1 protein-coding gene is annotated in these 1,102 nt (G+C 67.5%); it reads right to left on the reverse strand.

The window, feature by feature from the left end; genetic code table 11:
• Window positions 1-1,045: lantibiotic dehydratase (locus tag HCN56_RS25625; RefSeq protein ID WP_209313200.1), on the reverse strand; the 1,045-nt coding region annotated here is incomplete at its 3' end.
• Window positions 1,046-1,102 lie beyond the last annotated feature (57 nt).

Consider the following 1,102-nt stretch of genomic DNA (forward strand, 5'->3'; position numbering starts at 1 on the left):
CGTCGAGGATGGTGTGGCCGATGGTGGCGGTGGTGGAGCGGCGGGTGTCGGTGTAGAGGAGGGAGCGGTTGGGTGCGGTGCGGGTGCTTTTGTTGCGTTGGGATGCGGTGTGGGTGATGTCGGTGAAGTGGGTTTCGAGGGTGTGGAGGGCTTGGGTGAGGTGGTGGGGGTTGCGGTCGGCGTTGTGGACGGTGGTGCGTTGGGTTTCGAGGGTGTTGAGGTGGGTGAGGGCGTGGTTGCGGAGGTGGGGGTCGTTGATGCGGTTGAGGATGGTGCGGAGTTGTTGTTCGGGGTGGGGTCCGGAGGGGATGTCGAGGCGCCAGGTGATCCAGCGGTGTCGGGCGAGTTCGGTGAGGTGTTGGCGGGTGTGGTCGAGGGTGGTGTGGGTGGTTTCGGCGAGTTGGTGGGGGGTGGTGGTGCCGTTGATGTGGGTGAGGAGGGGGGTGAGGTGGGGTGGGACGGTTCTGGGGGGTCGTCCGGGGATGGTGACGGTGGTGTGGTCGTGGTGGTGGGTGATGCGGGCGAAGGGGGTGCGGCGTGGGGGGATCCAGTCCATGAGGCCGGGGTGGGTGGTGAGGGTTTTGGCGAGGGCGTCGATGGACCAGCTGGAGAAGAAGGTGGTGGTGTTGTCGGTGAGGCCGGTTCCGTGGTGGGTGTGGATGCCGGTGGTGGTGGGGTTGATGGTGCCCCAGCCGACGGGGCCGAAGAAGCCGATGGTGTCGTTCTTGACGCAGAAGCGTTGGCGGTAGTGGGCGACGAGTTCTTCGCGTTGGCGGGGCATGGAGGAGCGGTTGGTGGGGGTGGGGGTGCGGTCGAGGAAGGGGCGGATGCCGGTGCGGAGGACGGTGCGGTTCTGCCAGGCGAGGGCGGTGGTGAAGTCGTCGGTGGCGGCGAAGGCCTGGAGTTTGCGGGCGGTCTGCGCGGCGGTGTCGGCGAAGGTGGTTTCGAAGGTGTCCCAGTCGGGGCCGGTCAGCGGGTGGGTGTGGTCGAACTTCTCGGCGTGGAGGGCGAGTTCCGCGGGTGCGAGTTCCTTCACGCCGTCCACGGGGAAACCCGGACCACGCAACGAGAACTGCTCCCACAACCGCCACCGACCACCCGG

The organism is Streptomyces lonarensis, from assembly GCF_012033735.1.
In the GTDB taxonomy this organism is placed as follows: Bacteria; Actinomycetota; Actinomycetes; order Streptomycetales; family Streptomycetaceae; genus Streptomyces; species Streptomyces lonarensis.